The following is a 17979-nucleotide window of genomic DNA, read 5'->3' on the forward strand; positions in this document are numbered from 1 at the left end:
AAACGCCATGGCGCAACAGATCAACCTCTGCAACCCCATCCTGCTGGCGCCGCGCCGCTTGTTCTCGTCGCGCCGCATGGCCCAGGCCCTGGCCGTGCTGGTGCTGGGCGTGGCCCTGCTGTGCGGCTGGGCCGCCTGGAGCACGGTGCGGCTGCGCGCCGGCCTGATGCCGGCCAACACCTTGCACGCCGCCGAGCGCCAGCGCCTGCTGGCCGCCGGCCGCGCCGCCCTGCCGGGCAACGAGGCCGCGCTGCAGCAGGAACTGGCCCAGGTGCAGGGCGCCTTGGGTGAACGCCAGCAGCTGCTGCAGGCGCTGTCGCAGGGCCGCGCCGGCTCGGCCCTGGGCCCGGTGGCCCAGCTCTCGCGGCTGGCGCGCACCCTGCCCGAATCGGCCTGGCTGAGCGAGATTCGCCTGCGCGACGGCCGCCTGGCCCTGGTGGGCCGCAGCCTGCAGCCCGAGACCCTGCCGCGCTGGCTGGACCGCCTGGCCGCCGATGCCGGCGGGCCGCGGCTGCAGCTGTCCAGCGTGGCGCGTGAAGGGGTCGCCGGTGGTGCCGCCGGTGCCGATGCGTGGCGCTTCGAGGCCGGCGTGCCACCGCCGCCGGCCGCAGCCTCGGGAGTGCAACCATGAGCACCACCGGCTTCTGGCAACAGCAGGCGCTGCGCATCGATGCGCGCACGTTGCGCGAGCGCGTCTTCATCTTCCTCTCGGCGGCCCTGGTGCTGGTGGCCGCCGCCGACGCCCTGCTGCTGACGCCGCTGTTCAGCGATCAGAAGCAGCTGCGCGCCCAGATGCAGGCCCAGACCGCCGAGCTGGCCACGCTGCGCGCCGCCGCCGCGGCCAGCGGGCCCGATGCCGGTTCGCCGCGCGGGCGGCTGCAAGCGGCGCTGCGGGCGGCGCGCGAGGAGCGCGTGCGCACCGATGCCGCCATAGCCCAGGCCCAGGCCGGCCAGCAGCCGACCCAGGCCCTGGCTGATCTGGTCGAACGCGCGCTGCGCCGCCATGAGCGGCTGGCGCTGGTCCACCTCAAGCTGGCCGTGCCGCGCCCGCTGGCGCCCGGCAGCGCCGTCGTGCTGCAGGGCGTGGAGCTGAGCGTGGCCGGCCGCTACCCGGATCTGCTGGCCTACCTGGCCGCGCTGGAGCAGGCCCTGCCGGCGCTGCGCTGGGGCGAGCTGAGCCTGGTCGAGGGCACGCCGCCCACGCTGACGGTGCAGATCCACACGCTGGGGGGCAGCCCATGAAGACGCCGCTGATCTTGATGCTGGCGCTGGCACCGGCCCTGGCCGCGGCCTTGGAGGCGCTGCCGCAACGCGACCCCATGCAGCCGCCGCCCTCGCAGGCACGCGCGGCTTCGTCCGACGCCGCCGCGCCCCGGCCCGCGCTCGAAGCGCCGCGCCAGTTGATGAGCGTGGACGGCCGCCGCTACGTCTTTGACCAGGGCCGGCGCCTGGGCGTCGGCGACAGCCTGGGCGGCGCGCGCATCGAGGCCATCGACGAGGGCGGCCTCTGGGTGCGCGAGGCCGGCGCCCGCGTCCGCCTGCCGTTCTATGGCGCCGCCGTCTGGCGGCCCGCGCCCGGCGCCTCGGCGCCCGCCCTCACTCCATCGACCCCGACCCCGCGGCCCCGCCGCAGAGGTGACACGCCATGAACACCGCACCCTCCGTGCTGCTGCTTTCCGCGCTGGCGCTGCTCAGCGGCTGCGCCCCCCTGATGGCCGTGCGCGAATTCGGCGCCGCGCGCCAGCAACTGCGTGCCGAACTCGCGGCCCAGCAGCCGGCTGCTGTTGCGGCCTCGGCGGCAAGCGTCGCGCCTGCCACCCCGGCACCCGCGCCCATGCCGCCGCCGGCGCGCCCGCCCGTGCCGCCCGAACCGCGCTTCGACCTCGTCGTCAACGGCGCCAATGCGCGCGATGTCTTTCTCTCGATGGTGGCCGAGACGCGCTACAGCCTGCTCATGCACCCCCAGGTCGGCGGCCAGGTCTCGGCCACGCTGCGCGGGGTGACGGTGCGCGAGGCGCTGGAATCCATCCGCCAGGTCTATGGCTTCGAGTTCCAGATCGAGGGCCGCCGCATCACCGTCTTCCCGGCCTCGCTGCAGACGCGGCTGTTCGCGGTGAACTACCTCAACGCCCGCCGCCAGGGCAGCAGCGAGGTGCGCGTCAGCGGCAGCGGCGCACCCCAGACCGGCAACGCGCAGGGCAGCGGCGCGACCGCCACCACCAAGCCCACGCCCGACAGCAGCCAGATCAGCACCACCTCGCTCTCCGACTACTGGGCCGAGATGGCCGAATCGGTGCGCGCCCTGGTCGGCAAGGAGCAGGGCCGGCAGGTGATCGCCAGCCCGCAGGCCGGCACGCTGATCGTGCGCGCCATGCCCGACGAGCTGCGCGAGGTCGAGAAATTCCTGCAGGCCTCACGGCTGTCGATCGAGCGCCAGGTGATGCTGGAGGCCAAGATCGTCGAGGTCGAGCTGAGCGACGGCTACCAGAGCGGCATCGACTGGTCGGTGCTGGGCCGCTTTCCCAAGAACGGCCCCTTCAGCGGCAGCTATGGCGCAGGCCAGTTCAGCGGCGTGACGAGCAATGCGGCTCTGGGCCTCCTGCCCACGCCGGGAGCGGCGGCCGGCGCGCTGATCGACGGCCTGCCCATTCCCTCCGGCATTGGCGGTGCCATGGGCCTGGCCATTGCCTCAAAGGGCTTCGAGGCTGTGCTCGGCTTTCTCGAAAGCCAGGGCGAGCTGCAAATCCTGTCGAGCCCGCGCGTGGCCACGCTCAACAACCAGAAGGCGGTGCTCAAGGTCGGCGTCGACGAATACTTCGTCACCAATGTCTCGGGCGGCTCGGTGGCCGCCGGCGGCAGCACCACGGTGGCGACGACGACGCTGCCGACGCTGACGCTGACGCCCTTCTTCAGCGGCATCGCGCTCGACGTGACGCCGCAGATCGACGAGGCCGGCATGATCACGCTGCACCTGCGGCCCTCGGTCACCAGCGTGAGCGAAAAGACCAAGCAGGTCGACCTCGGTGCGGTGGGCAATTACCGCCTGCCGCTGGCCTCGTCCACCGTCAACGAGACCGACACCGTGGTGCGCGTGGCCGACGGCCACATCGTCGCCATCGGCGGGCTGATGCAGATCGAGTCTTCACGCAGCAGCGCCGGCCTGCCCGGCCGCGGCGAAGGCGCCGTCGGCCGCACCCTGCTGGGCAACAACAAGGCCAGCGGGCGCAAGAAAGAGCTGGTGGTGCTGATCAGGCCGACGCTGATACGCAGCGCCGAGGATTGGCAGCGCAGCGCCGAGCAGGCCCTGGCGACCCTGGGCGAGCCCGAGCAGGGGCCAAGGCGGGTCGTGACGGTCAAGGAGGCCCCGGCTGCGGCGCCCGTGCCCGCCCCTGTGCCGGCCAGCGGGCCGGCGAGTGTGCCCGTGAGTGCGAACGCTGCCGCGCCGCTGGCGCGTCAGTAATCCGGCGCCGGCAGTTCCTCGACCTCGTAGACGCGCTGCAGCGCCGGCCGCGCACGCACGCGCTGCAGCCAGGGCGCGATGTGGGCGAAGCTGCGCGCCGGCTGCGCGTCAAAGCCGCGCGTCCAGCGGCACAGCATGAAGGCATAGGGATCGGCCGCGCTGTAGCGCTCGCCCAGCAACCAGGGCCCGCCATGGCCGGCGAGCTGCGCATCGATCTGCTCCAGGCAGGCCGCGGCCTTGCGCTGCGCAGCCGCCTTGACCTGGGCCGCGCCCTCGGCATGGCCGGCATCGACCACGCGCTCGGGGTAGAAGTAGAGCAGCAGCGTGGCCTGCAGCGTATTGCCCAGCCAGGCCATCCACTTGTAGTAATGCGCACGTTCGGCCGTGCCGATGGCCGGCGCCAGTGCCGCGGCCGGGTGGGTGTCGGCCAGGTGCATCAGGATGGCCGCCGTTTCGTAAAGCACGAGGTCGCCATCGACCAGCACCGGAATCAGCCCGTTGGGGTTGAGCTTCAGGAACGCGGGCGACTTGTGCGCCATCCGCTCGCGGTCGACATAGTGCAGCTCGAAAGGGATGCCGATTTCGCGCAGCAGCGCGTGGGGCGCGAAACTGGCGTTGCTCGGGTGGTAGTGCAGTGTGATCATCGCGCCATCATGGCACGGGCCATGATGGCGTCGATCAAGGAAGCCCGCATGCATGAATACACCGCCCTCATCGAATGGCAGCGCGAGGCCGACGAGGCCTTTACCGACAACCGTTACCACCGCCGCCACCGCTTGCAATTCGACGGCGGCGCTGAAGTCGCTGGCTCTTCTGCACCGGCTGTCGTGCCGCTGCCGTATTCCGACGCGGCCGCCGTCGACCCCGAGGAAATGTTCGTTGCCGCGCTTTCGAGTTGCCACATGCTGTGGTTTCTTTCGCTGGCGGCGCAGGCCGGTTACCGGGTCGACCGCTATCTCGACCAGGCCGCCGGCGTGATGGCCAGGAATGCAAAGGGCAAACTCGCCATGAGCCGCGTCACGCTCAGACCGCGGATCGAGTTCGGCGGCGCGCGCCTGCCCAGCCCTGAACAACTGCAGGCCTTGCACGAACGGGCGCACGATGAATGCTTCATCGCCAACTCCGTTGTCTGCGAAGTGCGGTGCGAACCTCAATAGGGCGGCGACGGCAGGGCCCGCAGCCGCGGGGGCTTGAAACGCACCTGCCGCGCTCCCAGATGCGCCCATGAACACCGTTGCCGCGCTCGCCTTCCTGGGCCTCGTGCTCTTGTCCGTGGCCGGCTGGCTCTGGGGCCCGGCCTGGTGGCGGGCGCGGCGGCGTGCGCGCGTGCAGCGCCAGCCGTTTCCGCGCGCCTGGCGCCGCATCCTGCGCCGCCGCATGCCGGCCTTTGCGCTGCTGCCGCCCGATATCCAGCAACGCATCAAGAAGATCGCCCAGATCCTGATTGCCGAGAAGCCCTTCATCGGCTGCGCCGGCGTGCGCATCAATGACGAGATGCGCGTGCTGGTGGCGGCGCAGGCGGCTCTGCTCTTGCTGGGCGGGCGCGGCGGCTACTACCGCAATCTGCGCCAGGTGCTGATCTATCCCGGTGCTTTCGTCGTCGACCGCATCGGCTCCGATGCCGCAGGCCTGGCCCAAGAATCGCGCCGCGTGCTGGCCGGTGAATCTTGGCAGGAGGGCCAGGTCATCCTGTCCTGGGACGATGTGCTGGCCGGCGCCGCCGATCCCGGTGATGGCCGCAATGTCGTGATCCACGAATTCGCCCACCAACTCGACCAGGACCACGGACGTGCCAATGGCGCGCCCTGGCTGGGGCGGCACGGCGACTATGGCCGTTGGTCGGCGGTGCTGGGCCACGAATACGCGCAATTGCAGCAACGCCTGGCGCGCGGCGAGGGCGGACTTATCGATCCCTATGCGGCCACCGATGCCGCCGAATTCTTTGCCGTCGTCAGCGAACTCTTCTTCGAGCAGCCGGCAGCGCTGGCCCAGGCGCACCCGGAATTGCATGCCGAATTGGCGGCCTATTACGGCGTCGATCCCCGCCTCTGGTGAATGCGGACCGCGCCCGAAATTCGCGGCTTAACCATTCATAACGCATTGAATTAGCCTCGGCGTGTTATCGTTTAGGCCAATGGCGCGGTTTCGAAAGAGAATCAGACGCCAGCGGATACGGCAACGTCCGGCAATTCAGGGGGCTTTCAGCTCGAAACGGCAATCATGACCAAATCCTACGAACAAATTCTCAAGCAGATCGACGCGCTCAAGATCGAGGCCGAAAAGCTGCGCCGCAAGGAAGTTGACGGCGTGATCTCGCGCATTCGCGAGGCCATCGATTTCTACGGCCTCACCAGCGCCGACCTCGGCCTCGGCAATGCCAAGGGCGCGGCCAAGGCCGAGGGCAAGGCGGCCAAGGCCCCGAAGGCAAGCAAGGCCGGCAAGGCGCCGCCCGTGGTGAAGTTTCGCAATGAGACCGGTGGCACCTGGGGCGGCATTGGCAAGCGCCCGCAATGGCTGCGCGATGCGCTGGCCGCCGGCAAGACGCTGGCCGACTTCGCCGTCAAGTAAGCCGCTTTTCCTCTGCTCCCGCCCGGCCCGGCGGCCTGCGCCGCGGCCGGCGCGGCGCCCCGGGCATGATCGCGCCCCATGCCCCATCGCGCTGCACTCTTCAGCGGCACCCTGTTCGCCCTCGCCGCCGGCCTCATGTGGGGCCTGGTCTTCGTGGTGCCGCTGTGGCTGCCCGAATACCCGGCCGCCCTGCTCACGATGGGCCGCTACCTCGCCTTCGGCCTCATCGCGCTGCCGCTGGCCTGGTGGGACCGCCACCGCCTGGCCGAGCTGACGCGCGCCGACTGGCTGGACGCGCTCGAACTCGCGGCGGTCGGCAACGTGTTGTACTACCTGTGCCTGGCGGCGGCCATACAGCGCGCCGGCGGGCCGCTGCCAACCATGATCATCGGCACGCTGCCGGTGGTGATTGCGGTGGCATCCAATCTGCGTGGTCGCGACCGCGACGGCCCGCTGCCCTGGGGCCGCATGGCGCCCTCGCTGCTGCTCATCGCCGCCGGCATCGCCCTCGTCAACCAGGCCGAGCGCACCCAGGCCGCGGCCACCGACCCCGAGCGCTATGCCACTGGCGCGCTGCTCGCGGTGGGTGCGGTGATCTGCTGGACCTGGTACCCGATACGCAATGCCGAGTGGTTGCGCGCCCACGCCGACCGCAGCCCGCGCGCCTGGGCCACGGCCCAGGGCGTGGCGACGCTGCCGCTGGCGGTGCTGGGCCTGGCCGTGGTCTGGGGCGGCATGGCCTATGCCGGCGACAGCTTCGCGATGCCGCTGGGGCCGCGGCCGGGCTTCTTCGTCGCGCTGATGCTGGCCACCGGCCTGCTGGCATCGTGGGCCGGCACCCTGTGCTGGAACGAGGCCAGCCAGCGCCTGCCGCCCGGCCTGGCCGGGCAGCTGATCGTGTTCGAGACGCTCGCGGCCCTGGCCTATGCCTTCATGCTGCGCGGCCACGCACCGGCGCCGGCGGTGCTGGCCGGCGCGGCCCTGCTCATCGCCGGTGTGGCGTGGGCGCTGCGCACGCGACCAAATGCCGCAGCTGCGCATACCGCCTGAGGTGTCCAATTCCGGGCTCAGCCGGCGCGGCGCGCGCCACGGAAACGCCATGCACCGCACCATCCCCATCAAGCCCGTCCGCCCAGCCCTGATCGAGATCGAGCCGCGCCTCATCGGTGACGCGCAGGATCTGCAGCGCGTGGTCGGTGCGCTCGAAACCGCCCTCGATGCCCAGATGGGCCTGCGTGAACCGGCCGGCGCCTGGCTGCGCGAATTGCGCCTGGTGGACGCCGAGGCCGAGCTTTCCTTCGCGCCCGGTCTGCCCTATTGCGGCCCCGAATTGATGCAAGCCGCCTTCGACACCCTGCGCACCCTGCTGCCCGATACCGACATCTACGTCAGGACCGCCAGGGCCTGAACCGGCGTCAAGCGAGGGCCGCGTCCAGCACCTCGATCCAGTGCCGCACCGGCGTGGCCGTGCCGCTTTGCAGGTGCTGGATGCAGCCGATGTTGGCGCTGATGATGGTCTGGGCCTCGATGGGGGCCAGGTGGCCGAGCTTGCGGTCGCGCAGCGCATTCGACAGCTCGGGCTGCAGCACGCTGTAGGTGCCGGCCGAGCCGCAGCACAGGTGGCTTTCGCTGGCCGCCAGCTGCACGTCGAAGCCGAGTTCGCGCAAGTGCGCCTCGATGCCGCCGCGCAGCTGCTGGCCGTGCTGCAGCGTACACGGCGGGTGGAAGGCCAGGCGCTGGCTGCCGCGCGTGCGCAGCTTGCCCTTGAGCGCGGGCACCAGGTCGGGCAGCAGCTCGCTCACATCACGCGTGAGCGCGCTCACGCGGCGCGCCTTCTCGGCATAGGCGGGGTCGTGGGCGAGGGCGTGGCCGTAGTCCTTGACGGTGAGGCCGCAGGCGCTGGCATTCATCACCAGGGCCTCGACCCGGCCCTGCGAGGTCAGGCCCTGGACCAGCGGCCACCAGGCGTCGATGTTGCGGCGCATATCAGCCAGGCCGCCCTCGGCGTCGCTCAGATGGGTGCGCAGCGCGCCGCAGCAACCGGCGCCATCGGCCACCAGGGTCTGGATGCCGGCGGCGTCGAGCACGCGGGCGGTGGCGCTGTTGATGTTGGGCATCATCGCCGGCTGCACGCAGCCCAGCAGCATCAGCACCTTGCGCCGGTGCTCGCGCGTGGGCCACTTGTGGGCCCGCGAGTTGTCACCGGCGGCCGCGCCCGGCAGCTTGTCCTTCAGCGCTGCCGGCAGCAGCGGCCGCGCCAGCCGCCCCAGCTTCATCGCCGGCCCGAACAGCGGCGAGGTGAGGCCGGCCTTGAGCGTCCAGCGTGCCGCCTTCTCGGCTGCCGGCCGCTCGACGCGCGCTTCCACCAGCTCGCGGCCGATGTCGATGAGGTGGCCGTACTGCACGCCGCTGGGGCAGGTTGTCTCGCAGTTGCGGCAGGTCAGGCAGCGGTCCAGGTGCAGCTGCGTCTTGCGCGTGACCGGCGCGCCCTCGAGCATCTGCTTGATCAGGTAGATGCGCCCGCGTGGGCCGTCGAGCTCATCGCCCAGCAGCTGGTAGGTGGGGCAGGTGGCGGTGCAGAAGCCACAGTGGACGCATTTGCGCAGGATGGCCTCGGCCTCCTGGCCTTGCCGGGTGCCCTGGAATTCGGCGGCGAGCTTGGTTTGCATGGTGGCCCGGGAGTTTTCTCGAGGATCAGAAGAGCTTGAAGACCGGCGGCATCAGCAGCGCCGCCAGCACCGCCTGCAGGCCCAGCGCCAGCGCGGCATAGGCGCCGGCGTCGGGGTGGACCTGCAGCGCGCGTGCCGCGCCAATGCCGTGCGAGGCGGTGCCGAGCGCGAAGCCGCGCACGTCGGGCGTGTACACGCCCAGTGCATCGAAGAGGTACTTGCCGCTGATCGCGCCGACCAGGCCGGTGAGCACCGCAAACACCGCGGCCAGCGCCGGGATGCCGCCGATCTGGGCCGCGATGCCCATGGCCACCGGCGCCGTCACCGATTTGGGCGCCAGGGAGGCCAGCACATCGCCCGGCAGGCCCAGCGCCCAGCCGATGCCGTAGGCGCTGGCACCGGCCGCCGCGCCGCCGGCCAGGGCCGCCGCCAGCAGGGCGCCGGCACGCCGGCGCAGGTCGGCGCGGCGCTGCCACAGCGGCCAGGCCAGCGCCACCACGGCCGGGCCGAGCAGGAAGTGGATGAACTGCGCGCCCGAGAAATAGGTCGGGTAGGGCGTGCCGGTGGCCAGCAACAGGCCGCCCAGCGCCAGCACCGTCCACAGCACCGGGTTGGCCCAGGGCGCCTGCTCCAGGCGCTGGTAGACGAGCTGGGCGAGGACGTAGACCGAGAGCGTCGCGGTCAGGCCGAACAGCGGCGTCGCCGAGAGGTAGACCCAGAGCTGGACGAAGTCCTGCATGGCCGGCTCAGACCTGGGGCGCGCGGGTCGGGGCGTCGGCCGGCCCGACGGCGGGCCCGTCGACAGGCATCAGCGCGCGCAGCACCAGGGCCGTGACCGCCAGGCCGATGAAGGTGGACAGCAGCAGCGCCAGCAGCATGCGCGGCCCGTAGCGCGCCAGCAGATCGAGGTGGACGATGACGCCCACGCCCACCGGCACGAAGAGCAGCGAGAGATGGCCCAAGAGCGGCATCGTCGCCGCCGCCACCGGCGCGCGCACCGCCGGCACATTGAGCAGGACCCACATCAGCAGCAGGCCCAGCACCGGGCCCGGCAGCGGCCATTGCAGCAGGCGCGACACCGCCTCGCCCACCGACTGGCACAGCAGCAGCAGCGTCAGGCCCTTCAGGCCGTCGAGCGCATTCATCGCGGCGCGGCCTCAGGCCAGGGCATAGCTCAGCATCCAGTAGTGCGGCAGCGCGGTCCAGGTGGCGTCGAGGGCGCGACTGCCCAGCAACTGCAGCGCGTCTTCGCGGCTGGGGAAGTTCTTCAGCACCTCGTGGACCGAGCCGTCGTCGAGCGGGCGCTGCTGCCACTGGTTGCCCTCGGCGTCGCGACGCGCGATGGGCGTGCTGCTGCCCTCGACATAAACGTTGTCGATGAAGACCACGCGGGCACCGGGCGCGAGGCGGGCGTGCAGCAGGTCCAGCCAGGCCGGCAGCCGCGCCAGCGGCACATGGCTCCACCAGAAGCCGGCGAAGGCGGCGTCGAAGCGCTCGTCGTCGGGCAGGCCCTCCAGCGCCCAGGCGTCCGCCTCGGCCAGGCGCACGCAGGCCGGCAGCGCCTTGCTGCGCGCGATGGCCAGGGTCTCGGGGTTGATGTCGGTGGCCAGCCAGGCGGCGGCCCGGGCCGCGCCATGCGGCGTCCACCAGCCGGTGCCGCAGGCGATCTCGAGCACGCACCGGCCGGCAAACAGGCCGGGCAGGGCGGCTTCCAGCGTGCGCAGATCGGCCTGGCGCTCGGGCTTGGCGTAGACGCGCTCGTAGGCCGGCGCCCGCTGCGCGTAGTAGGCGCGCATCTCGGCGGCGTTGGCGGGACTGGCGGGCTCGGCGGCCATGCTCAGAGATCGGGCAGCAGGCGCCCGGGGTTGAAGATGGCCTCGGGATCGAAGGCCTTCTTCAGTTCGCGGTGGATGCGGTCCAGCGGCGGCTTGAGCGGCGCGAAGATGCCCTGCGCGCGCTCGGCGCCGCGGAACATCACGGCGTGTCCGCCGGCCGCCGCCGCCGCCTCGCGCAGCGTGGCCGCCGGCGCCGTGGTGCAGATCCAACGCTGGGCGCCGCCCCATTCGATGAGCTGCTCGCCCGACAGCCGCAGCGGCGCTGCCGTGGCCGGCACAGACAGCCGCCACAGCGTGGCGCCGCCCTGCACGGCGCGTGCAGCGCCGACGAAGAACTCGTCGCCGTGGTCGCGCAACCCGGTCCAGAAGGCGTCGGCCATCGCTGAAGGGATCGGCTCGCCGCCCATCTTCTGCTGCGCCGCGCTCACCGCGGCCGCGGCGCCCGACAGGCGCAGCACCAGGGCGCCGTCCCACCAGGCGCTGGCATTCAGCGGCAGCGGCTGGCCGCGCCATTCGCCCAGGCGCCGCATGGCCTGGGCGGCGTCGAGTTCCAGCCTCAGCGTGGCGGTGGCGGCGGGCCGCGGCAGCACCTTGAGCGAGACCTCGCAGATCAGGCCCAGGATTCCCATGGTGCCGGCCAGCGCGCGGGAGACGTCGTAGCCGGCGACGTTCTTCATCACCGTGCCGCCGAAATTGAGCAGTTCGCCGCGGCCGTTGAGCAGGGTGGCGCCCAGCACGTAGTCGCGCACCCCGCCCACCGCGGCGCGCGCCGGCCCGGCCAGGCCGGCTGCCACCATGCCGCCCACGGTGCCGCCGGGCGCATAGCGCGGCGGCTCGAAGGCCAGGCACTGGCCCTGGGCCGCGAGCAAGGTCTCCAGCGCGGCCAGCGGCGTGCCGGCCAGCACGCTGACCACCAGCTCGCTCGGCTCATAGCTGCTGATGCCGGCCAGCGTGGCCGTGGAAAGCGGCTCGCCGCGCGGCTCGCCGCCGTAGAAGGCCTTGGTGCCGCCGCCGCGGATTTCGAGAGGGGTCTTGTGCGCCGCGGCCTCGCGCACGCGCTCGACCAGGCCCTGCAGGGCTGCTGCCTTGGAATCCATTCAGAACCGCTCCAGCTCCGGAAACGCCAGCAAGCCGCGCTTGACGTGCATCTTCCCGTACTCCGCGCAGCGCTGCAGCGTCGGGATCACCTTGCCCGGATTGAGCGTGCCCTGGCCGTCGAAGGCGCGCTTGAGGGCGGCCATCTGCTCGCGTTCGGCGGGCGAGAACTGCACGCACATGCTGCTGAGCTTCTCGACGCCGACGCCGTGCTCGCCGGTGACGGTGCCGCCCATCGCGACGCTGGTCTCCAGGATGTCGGCGCCGAAGAGTTCGCAGCGGTGCATCTGGTCGGGATCGTTGGCGTCGAAGAGGATCAGCGGGTGCAGGTTGCCGTCGCCGGCGTGGAAGACATTGCAGCAGCGCAGGCCGTACTTCGCTTCCATCTCCTGGATCGCCAGCAGGATGTCGGCCAGGCGCTTGCGCGGGATGGTGCTGTCCATGCACATGTAGTCGGGGCTGATGCGGCCGCTGGCAGGGAAGGCGTTCTTGCGCCCGCTCCAGAACTTCAGCCGCTGTGCCTCGTCGCGGCTGACCTCCACACGCGAGGCGCCGGCGCCCGTCAGCACGGCCAGCATGCGGTCGATTTCCTCGGCCACTTCTTCCGGCGTGCCGTCGCTCTCGCACAGCAGGATGGCGGCGGCGTCGAGGTCGTAGCCAGCGTGGACGTAATCTTCCACCGCGGCCGTCATCGGCTTGTCCATCATTTCCAGGCCGGCCGGGATGATGCCGGCGGCAATCACCGCGGCCACCGCGTCGCCGGCTTTGCGGATGTCGTCGAAGCTGGCCATGATGCAGCGCGCCAGCGAGGGCTTGGGCGTGAGCTTCACCGTCACCTCGGTGATGACGGCCAGCATGCCCTCGCTGCCCACCACCAGCGGCAGCAGGTCCAGGCCCGGCACGTCCAGCGCCTCGGAGCCGAACTCGACGGGTTCGCCCAGGGCCGTGAAGCCGCGCACGCGCAGCACGTTGTGCAGCGTGAGGCCGTACTTCAGGCAGTGCACGCCGCCGGAGTTCTCGGCGACGTTGCCGCCTATGGTGCAGGCGATCTGGCTGCTGGGGTCGGGCGCGTAGTACAGGCCCAGTGGCGCCACCGCCTCGCTGATGGCCAGGTTGCGCACGCCGCACTGCACGGTGGCGGTGCAGGCCTGGCGGTCGACGATGACGATCTTGTTGAACTTGGCCAGCGACAGCGTCACGCCCAGGGCGTGCGGCATGGCTCCGCCCGAAAGCCCCGTGCCGGCGCCGCGCGCCACCACCGGCACCGCCAGCGCGTGGCAGGCCTTGAGCACGGCAGCCACCTGGGCCTCGGTCTCGGGCAGGGCCACCAGCAGCGGCTGCTGGCGGTAGGCGGTGAGGCCGTCGCACTCATACGGCACGGTGTCCTCGCCCTGCCAAAGCAGGGCGTGCGGCGGCAGCAGCGGCGCCAGCGCCGCCACCACCTGGCGCTGGCGGGTGGCGCGGTCGGCCTGCAGGGCGGCGGCGGTGACGGCGGTGTGGGCGGCGGGCGAGTTCATCGCGGTGCTCCTGGGCTGGCGCGGTCGGCCGCGGCAGGGCCCCGACTTTACGACGCCGGCTCGAAGCGCAGCACGCCGCCCTGCTGGCTGAAGCGCATCTTGGAAAGCAGGTCCATGCCGAGCAGCGGCGCGGCCAGTTCGGGCAGCACCGTCACCGGCAGGCGCTCGGCGCTCACGCCGCCCTCGAGCCGGATGTCGGCGCGCGCCACATGGCCCAGCACCACGCCGCCGGCGGTGGCTGACTGCGTGCGACCCTCCAGCACCAGGCCGGCACGCTGGGCCAGGGCCAGCGGCAGCGCGGTGCGGGTGGCGCCGGTGTCGACGAGGAAATCGACCGCGACGCCGCCCTCGCCGCCCACCCGGCCCGGCCAGTGGAAATGGCCGTCGGGGCCGCGCCTCAGCTCGATCACGCCGGCGGCGGCATGGAAGCGTGCGCGCTGCTGCTCGGCCTGCCAGGCCTGCACGGCCAGGAAGAGCCCGGTGGCCAGCAGCAGCCAGAGTGTGGCGTGCTTGAGTGCGGGCGGGATGTCTCTCAGCGCGCGGTCCCGGTGAAGACGGCCAGCACGCCGGTGTAGCCGTAGAGGTGGTGGCGGGCGATCTCGCCGGCGGCGAAGAAGCCCACCAGCGGTACCTCGTCACCGCCGGCGCCGAGGGCGTGCTGCACGATCTTCAGCTCGGCCGAGGGGCCGCCGAAGTGCGGCCCGCCGCGGCCCGAGCAACTGACGTAGATGGCGCCCAGGATGCGCCGCGGTGCGGCGGCAGGGGCCGGCGCCGCGCCACTGAACGTGGCTTCGGCGGGGGTCTCGAGTTCCTCGCGGATCTCGCTGCAGATGCGCACCAGGTCGCGCCGCGCCGCCTGCACGTCGCGCTGGCAGAAGGTCAGCCGCATGCCGGGCTCGACGCGATCGGCCACCACCACCGCCTGGCGCGCGGGGTCTATGCCTATCAGGTGGCGCACCCGGGTGTCGGGACCGAACTGGCCACCTATGCGGCCCGGCATCGCCAGCGCGCTGTCGTGGGCGTCGGTCAGCCCCACCAGGGTGGCGCGCAGCCTAGGCAGGGCCTGGCGCGGGTCATCGAGGTCGGTGAGGCCCAGTTCGGCCAGCAGCAGCGGCAGCGCCGGGCGGCCGTCAAGCTCGCTGACGATGTTGCGGTCGCAGGCCGTCACCTCGTGGACCGGCCCCAGCGGCTGGCAGCCCTGGGTGACGCGCGAGACCAGGGCCACGTCCTGGGTGAAGCCCACGCCCGAGAGGCCACCGTGCCAGACGCCGTCGGCGATGTGGGGTGCCTCGCCGCGCGACGAGGCGAGGCCACCGAAGAGATAGCCCGAGCCGGTGCGGTCGCTCATCTCGGCGATCAGCTCGCCGAGGTCGGGCGTGGCCGGGTCGGCGTGGACGAGGGCGCTGAAGGCCTCGATGCGCTGCAGCTTGCGCGCGCCGGAAAAGACCTCGAAGCGGCCTCGGGGCATCGAGGCCAGCATCAGCGCCAGCGCTGGCTCATCGATGTATTCGACGCCGCCGGCGGCGATGCCGACGCCGACGCTGCCCACCCAGGACACGCCCGGCCATTGCTGGCGCAGCGCCGCGTACAGGGCCGCGGCATGCCCGGCATAGTGGTCGGTGAAGTAGACGAAGCCCAGCGACAGCGGCCCCGCCGCGCTGGCCTCGTGTTCGGCGCTGCGGGCTTCGATCTGCGCCGCCGCCAGCGCCAGCGCCCCACGCCAGTCGGGGTGGGTGGCGTGGGCGACGAGGAAGACCGACATGCCCCTGGGCGAGCGCGTCAGCCGCCGGTCTTGCGCGGCGTGGCCGCCTTGCGCGGAGCGGCCTTCTTGGCCACGGTCTTGCGCGCCGCGGCCACGGCCTCGGCGGCGGGGCCGCCGGCCTTGGCCGCGGCGGGCGCGGCAGCGGCCTTGGCCACCGCGGCCGGCATCTTCTTTGCTGCCGCCGCAGCCAGCGTGGCGGCGCCGTCGGTGGTTTCCTTCACCGCCTTGGCCGCCAGCTCAGTGAACTGCTGCGTCAGTGCGCCCCACCACTGCATGGGGTCGACGGCGGGCGGCGCCGGGGCCTTGTCAGCGGGAGCCGGGGCCGGCGCCGGCTGTGCGGCGGCAGGGGCGGGCGCGGGGGCCGGCCGCGGCGGCGCAGCTGGCGTCGGTGCCGGCACCTTGATCTTGAGCGCCTCGCCCAGGTCGGCCAGCGGCATGTTCATGCTCTGCAGCGTGGCCAGGGTCATGCGCTGCACTTCGAGGGCCTGGATCGTGGTGCCGATCAGCTTGGCGTTCTGCTCCAGCCAGAACTGCACCGTGCGCAGCTCGCTGATGCGTTTGTCAAGGTCGGCCGGGTCCAGCGTGGGCGCCACCCACTGGCCGATGTTGGGCATGCCGGCACCGGCATTCTTGAGCAGCCCTTGAAGGAAGTCGAAGCCCGGCACCATGCGCGCCAGATCACCTGCACCCGCCATCGAAAGTCTCCTGTTGTGGTGGCAAAGATTGTGCGCCCGCGCGGTGCGCCACAAACGTGTTCAGTGCGCGAAGACGATGCGCTCGACGCGAAAGCCGCGCCGGGCCAGCAGGGTCTGCAAGGCCTGCGGGCCGGTGAAATGCAGCGCGCCGACGGCGGCAAAGACGCGCCGGCCCAGCTTGTGCTGGGCCTCGATGCCGGCGGCCAGGCCCGGGTTGCGCTCGTCGTTGAGCTGGCGCAGGAATTCGCGCTCGGCCTCGCTGGCGATGCACTCGCACCACTTCTCGTAGTCTTCCAGCGTTGCGAGGTCGCCGCGCTCCCAGGCCGCGCTCAGGCGCTGCAGCACGCGGCGGGCGCTGCCGTCTTCCAGTTGCTGCAGGCTCTGGTCGAGCAGGGCCTGGGCCTCGGCCTCGTCGTCGGGCACCAGGGCCTGGGTCTGCTGCGCCGCGGTTTCCAGCGAGACGACGCGCCGGCCCAGGGTGCGCGCCTGCGCCGCCAGCGCCTGTTCGAGCGCGAAGTTCGGGTCCAGGCTGAACCAGCGCGCCTCCAGCACGGTGAGCGAGGTCGCCTGCAGCACCGGGTGCAGCGTGGCCATCGAATCGGCCGCCACGCAGGCGCGCTCGAAGGCGCGCGCCAGGCGTTGCTGCAGCGCCGGCGGCAAGTCCTGCGGCGGGCGCAACTCGGCCATGGCCTTGAGCAGATCGGGGTCGCCCGGGTCGATCTCCAGCGCCAGCACGTCGACGGCGCGCAGCGCGGCGCTGACCTGGGGCCCGAAGCGGCGCCAGCCCGGCTTGCCGACGTGCAGGGTGCCAAAGAGGTAGGAGGCGCGGCCGTCGCGCGTGATGCGCCACAGCAGGCCGCGGTCGCGCGCCGGTGCGGTGGCGTCGGTGGCGGTGGCCGTCACCGTGGGCGGGCAGCGCGGTGCCTCGGCGGCGGTGGCGTCGATAGCCCAGGCCAGCAGGGCCAGGGCCAGCCAGCGCACGAGGTGTTGCCGCGCCCTCATGCCGCGTCCCTTTCAAGTTCGGCCACGGCCTGTTCGATGGCACCGAAGACGCTGCTGCCGTCGGGCGCGATGGCCTCGATGCGCACCGTCTCGCCAAACTGCAGAAAGGGCGTCGTGGCTGCGCCGCCGGCCGCGATTTCGAGCGCGCGCAGCTCGGCAAGGCAGGCCACGCCCTGGGCCGGGTCTTCGCTGCTGATGGCGCCGCCGCCGACGATGCAGCCGGCGCGCAGCCGCCGCGTGCGTGCCGCGTGGGCGAGGATCTGGCCGAAGTGGAAGTGCATGCCGGGTGCGGCCTCCAGGCGGCCCAGGCGCTGGCCGTTGCGCAGGCATTCGACCGTGAGCCGGGCGCGACCGCCCTGCCAGGCCGGGCCCAGCTCGTCGGGCGTCACCGCCACCGGCGCGAAGGCGGTGGCCGGCTTGGCCTGCAGCAGGCCGAAGCCGCGCGCCACCTCGGCCGGCGCCAGCGCGCGCAGGCTCCAGTCATTGGCCAGCAGCAGCAGGCGCACGCCCTCCAGCGCGTAGTCCGGGCTGGCGCCCATCGGCAGGTCGCCGGTGACGACGGCGATCTCGGCCTCGAGGTCGATACCGTCGTCGCTGTTGGCGAAGACGGCGTCGTCGCAGGGGCCGAGGAAGTCGTCGCTGCCGCCCTGGTAGACCAGCGGCAGGCTGCGCAGATCGTCCGGCGGTTCGGCGCCGCGTGCGCGCCGTATGCGTTCGATGTGGCTGGGGTAGGCCGAGGCATCCAGCCACTGGTGGGCGCGCGGCAGCGGCGCCATGCACAGACGTGGCTCGAAGGCGAAGGCGTGGCGCGCCTTGCCGCCGTTGAGCGTGGCATAAAGGTCTTCGAGCTGGGGCGCGACGAAGTTCCAGTCGTCCAGCGCCTGCTGCAGCGTGCCGGCGATGCCGGTGGCGTGGTGGGCGCTCGCCAGGTCGCGCGAGACCACGGCCAGCTGGCCATCGCGCGAGCCGTCCTTGAGGGTGGCGAGCTTCATGCGGGGGTGGTCCTTTGCGGGATGCGGCGCGGGGGGTGGAATGGCACTATTGTGGGGTGACAGCGGCGTACACGACACCTCCTGTTGCGGTGCCCCCCGGCCGCTGGCGCGCGGCGCTGGCCGTCGTCGCGGCCGTGCTGCTGGCCCACGGCTGGCTGCTGGGGCGCTGGGCGCCGGCGCCGGGGGCTGCGGCGCGGGCGCTGGGGACGGTGCAGGTGAGGCGGGTCGTGATGCCGGTCGCGGCACCGGCCGTGCCGGCAGTCGCACCGCCCGCCACGGTTGCGCCGGCGCCCGAGGCGGCCAAGGCCGCGGTGCGGATGCCCGCCGAGGCCAACCCTGTCGCGCCCGCGTCCGACGCGGTCGCCATGCCGGCCGCGCCCGCCG

21 protein-coding genes and 1 pseudogene are annotated in these 17979 nt (G+C 72.4%); 10 read left to right on the plus strand and 12 right to left on the minus strand.

Annotated elements, in window-relative coordinates; all coding sequences use genetic code 11:
• Nucleotides 1–7: 7 nt before the first annotated feature.
• From JMV16_RS05495 to JMV16_RS05510, 4 genes are read left to right on the plus strand one after another with little or no spacing between them, the layout of a single operon-like run.
• Nucleotides 8–631, plus strand: a complete 624-nt coding sequence (locus JMV16_RS05495; RefSeq protein ID WP_201493173.1) for a PilN domain-containing protein — start codon at nucleotides 8–10, stop codon at nucleotides 629–631.
• Nucleotides 628–1242: a hypothetical protein gene (locus JMV16_RS05500; RefSeq protein WP_201493174.1), complete on the plus strand. Its 615-nt coding sequence runs from the start codon at nucleotides 628–630 to the stop codon at nucleotides 1240–1242. The genes JMV16_RS05495 and JMV16_RS05500 overlap by 4 nt, the downstream gene beginning before the upstream one ends.
• Entirely contained in the window at nucleotides 1239–1649 is a 411-nt protein-coding gene (locus JMV16_RS05505; RefSeq protein ID WP_201493175.1) for a hypothetical protein, read from the plus strand. Before JMV16_RS05500 ends, JMV16_RS05505 begins: the two co-directional genes overlap by 4 nt.
• Complete coding sequence (locus tag JMV16_RS05510) at nucleotides 1646–3460, plus strand: pilus (MSHA type) biogenesis protein MshL (protein ID WP_201493176.1); 1815 nt, start codon at nucleotides 1646–1648, stop codon at nucleotides 3458–3460. The genes JMV16_RS05505 and JMV16_RS05510 overlap by 4 nt, the downstream gene beginning before the upstream one ends.
• On the opposite strand, the gene JMV16_RS05515 is transcribed toward JMV16_RS05510, so the two are convergent.
• Entirely contained in the window at nucleotides 3454–4104 is a 651-nt protein-coding gene (locus tag JMV16_RS05515; protein ID WP_201493177.1) for a glutathione S-transferase family protein, read from the minus strand. The two genes, JMV16_RS05510 and JMV16_RS05515, sit on opposite strands and share 7 nt — an antisense overlap.
• 48 nt (nucleotides 4105–4152) lie before the next feature.
• On the opposite strand from JMV16_RS05515, the gene JMV16_RS05520 reads away from it, so the two are divergent.
• The 5 genes from JMV16_RS05520 (at nucleotide 4153) to JMV16_RS05540 (ending at nucleotide 7436) form a co-directional block, all read left to right on the plus strand.
• Nucleotides 4153–4617 (plus strand): OsmC family protein, encoded by a 465-nt coding sequence (locus JMV16_RS05520; RefSeq protein ID WP_201493203.1) that lies wholly within the window; start codon nucleotides 4153–4155, stop codon nucleotides 4615–4617.
• A 67-nt stretch (nucleotides 4618–4684) separates the two neighbouring features.
• A complete protein-coding gene (locus JMV16_RS05525) occupies nucleotides 4685–5515 on the plus strand; it encodes a zinc-dependent peptidase (RefSeq protein WP_201493178.1) in 831 nt (276 codons plus the stop codon).
• 165 nt (nucleotides 5516–5680) lie between these two features.
• Nucleotides 5681–6028, plus strand: coding sequence for an H-NS family nucleoid-associated regulatory protein (locus JMV16_RS05530; protein ID WP_201493179.1), 348 nt, complete (start codon nucleotides 5681–5683; stop codon nucleotides 6026–6028).
• Between the two features lie 78 nt (nucleotides 6029–6106).
• Nucleotides 6107–7078 carry a DMT family transporter gene (locus JMV16_RS05535; protein WP_201493180.1) on the plus strand — a complete coding sequence of 324 codons (972 nt, stop codon included), beginning with the start codon at nucleotides 6107–6109 and terminating at the stop codon, nucleotides 7076–7078.
• Nucleotides 7079–7127: 49 nt separating this feature from the next.
• Nucleotides 7128–7436 carry a hypothetical protein gene (locus tag JMV16_RS05540; RefSeq protein WP_201493181.1) on the plus strand — a complete coding sequence of 103 codons (309 nt, stop codon included), beginning with the start codon at nucleotides 7128–7130 and terminating at the stop codon, nucleotides 7434–7436.
• A 7-nt stretch (nucleotides 7437–7443) separates the two neighbouring features.
• Here the strand turns inward: JMV16_RS05540 and glcF are convergent, their stop codons facing one another.
• The 11 genes from glcF to JMV16_RS05595 all read right to left on the minus strand — a co-directional run bounded on the left by glcF (nucleotide 7444) and on the right by JMV16_RS05595 (nucleotide 17595).
• Nucleotides 7444–8697 (minus strand): glycolate oxidase subunit GlcF, encoded by a 1254-nt coding sequence (gene glcF, locus JMV16_RS05545; protein WP_201493182.1) that lies wholly within the window; start codon nucleotides 8695–8697, stop codon nucleotides 7444–7446.
• A gap of 25 nt (nucleotides 8698–8722) precedes the next feature.
• A complete protein-coding gene (locus JMV16_RS05550) occupies nucleotides 8723–9436 on the minus strand; it encodes an LrgB family protein (RefSeq protein WP_201493183.1) in 714 nt (237 codons plus the stop codon).
• A gap of 7 nt (nucleotides 9437–9443) precedes the next feature.
• The gene (locus JMV16_RS05555) at nucleotides 9444–9842 is read right to left on the minus strand and encodes a CidA/LrgA family protein (protein WP_201493184.1); all 399 of its coding nucleotides are present in this window, start codon (nucleotides 9840–9842) and stop codon (nucleotides 9444–9446) included.
• Between the two features lie 12 nt (nucleotides 9843–9854).
• Nucleotides 9855–10532 (minus strand): class I SAM-dependent methyltransferase, encoded by a 678-nt coding sequence (locus JMV16_RS05560; RefSeq protein WP_236580370.1) that lies wholly within the window; start codon nucleotides 10530–10532, stop codon nucleotides 9855–9857.
• 2 nt (nucleotides 10533–10534) lie between these two features.
• Nucleotides 10535–11629: a glycolate oxidase subunit GlcE gene (glcE, locus tag JMV16_RS05565; protein WP_201493185.1), complete on the minus strand. Its 1095-nt coding sequence runs from the start codon at nucleotides 11627–11629 to the stop codon at nucleotides 10535–10537.
• Complete coding sequence (locus JMV16_RS05570) at nucleotides 11630–13144, minus strand: FAD-linked oxidase C-terminal domain-containing protein (RefSeq protein ID WP_201493186.1); 1515 nt, start codon at nucleotides 13142–13144, stop codon at nucleotides 11630–11632.
• A gap of 47 nt (nucleotides 13145–13191) precedes the next feature.
• On the minus strand, nucleotides 13192–13608 hold the full coding sequence (locus tag JMV16_RS05575; RefSeq protein ID WP_201493187.1) for a TIGR02281 family clan AA aspartic protease: 417 nt from the start codon (nucleotides 13606–13608) through the stop codon (nucleotides 13192–13194).
• A gap of 68 nt (nucleotides 13609–13676) precedes the next feature.
• Nucleotides 13677–14906, minus strand: a complete 1230-nt coding sequence (locus JMV16_RS05580; protein WP_201493188.1) for an FIST N-terminal domain-containing protein — start codon at nucleotides 14904–14906, stop codon at nucleotides 13677–13679.
• A 17-nt stretch (nucleotides 14907–14923) separates the two neighbouring features.
• Nucleotides 14924–15601, minus strand: a complete 678-nt coding sequence (locus tag JMV16_RS05585) for a PhaM family polyhydroxyalkanoate granule multifunctional regulatory protein (protein WP_201493189.1) — start codon at nucleotides 15599–15601, stop codon at nucleotides 14924–14926.
• Between the two features lie 60 nt (nucleotides 15602–15661).
• Nucleotides 15662–16603, minus strand: coding sequence for a TraB/GumN family protein (locus JMV16_RS05590; RefSeq protein WP_201493190.1), 942 nt, complete (start codon nucleotides 16601–16603; stop codon nucleotides 15662–15664).
• On the minus strand, nucleotides 16600–17595 hold the full coding sequence (locus JMV16_RS05595) for a fumarylacetoacetate hydrolase family protein (protein WP_201493191.1): 996 nt from the start codon (nucleotides 17593–17595) through the stop codon (nucleotides 16600–16602). Before JMV16_RS05595 ends, JMV16_RS05590 begins: the two co-directional genes overlap by 4 nt.
• 89 nt (nucleotides 17596–17684) lie before the next feature.
• Here JMV16_RS05595 and JMV16_RS05600 point away from each other — a divergent pair.
• Nucleotides 17685–17979 (plus strand): annotated as a pseudogene (locus tag JMV16_RS05600) (hypothetical protein); the annotation flags it as partial.

The organism is Rubrivivax sp. A210, from assembly GCF_904426505.1.
In the GTDB taxonomy this organism is placed as follows: domain Bacteria; phylum Pseudomonadota; class Gammaproteobacteria; order Burkholderiales; family Burkholderiaceae_C; genus Rubrivivax.